General features: G+C 29.5%; 1 protein-coding gene. It reads right to left on the bottom strand.

Features of this window, described 5'->3' with window-relative positions; genetic code table 11:
- Positions 1-678 (bottom strand): erythromycin esterase family protein (locus BBH99_RS12880; RefSeq protein WP_228390806.1); only part of this gene is annotated, 678 nt, incomplete at both ends.

The following is a 678-nucleotide window of genomic DNA, read 5'->3' as shown; positions in this document are numbered from 1 at the left end:
TTTACAAAATCTTTATCATACATTTCATTGAGCCAATATCCCATTCTATCTGAATTTAATTTTGCAATGTGATAATTATGAGCAGAGACAATTACTTTAGAATCCAAATAGTTTTCTTTTAACCATTTAATATTCTCTGCCATGAATTTGTCTCTCCTAATAAAATTTAATTCGCTATATTGTCTGATGATATCTACATTTTGCAGGAAGCGTAACTTTTCTTCTGGATTTGTTATTGTGTCCGATTTTTGTTTTATTAAAAATAAATGCTCAGCTATAATTTTTTGACCTTTTTTAGAATACGTCCTGAAACCTCTGTTGTTTTCCTTTAAAGCAATTTCCAGGTCATTAATCTCTTGTTCAGGCCAATGATTTTCTTGATATATTTTTCTTATTTGATCTACTGCTCCTTTTGCATACTGCATATCGAAACCATCAAAGAAAACTTTTGAACGATGATTTTCATTATATTTTTTTAACCATTCAACAAAAGTTAAAGTTTCTTCGGTTTGCCACAGCCAAAAATACATTCCCTTTAGAATATCCTTAGGATTTCCTTTTCCTTCCTGAATATATTGGTTCATCAAAAAGCTTTCAGGCATATTGGCTTCCAGCGAAAAGATATTGAAGTTTTTATCAGCTATTAAATATTCACTTATTCTATATTTCATCTGATAC

Source organism: Chryseobacterium contaminans, from assembly GCF_001684955.1.
Taxonomy (GTDB): domain Bacteria; phylum Bacteroidota; class Bacteroidia; order Flavobacteriales; family Weeksellaceae; genus Chryseobacterium; species Chryseobacterium contaminans.
The sequence above is the reverse complement of the archived record's forward strand: the minus strand, read 5'-3'. Positions and strand labels throughout refer to the sequence as shown.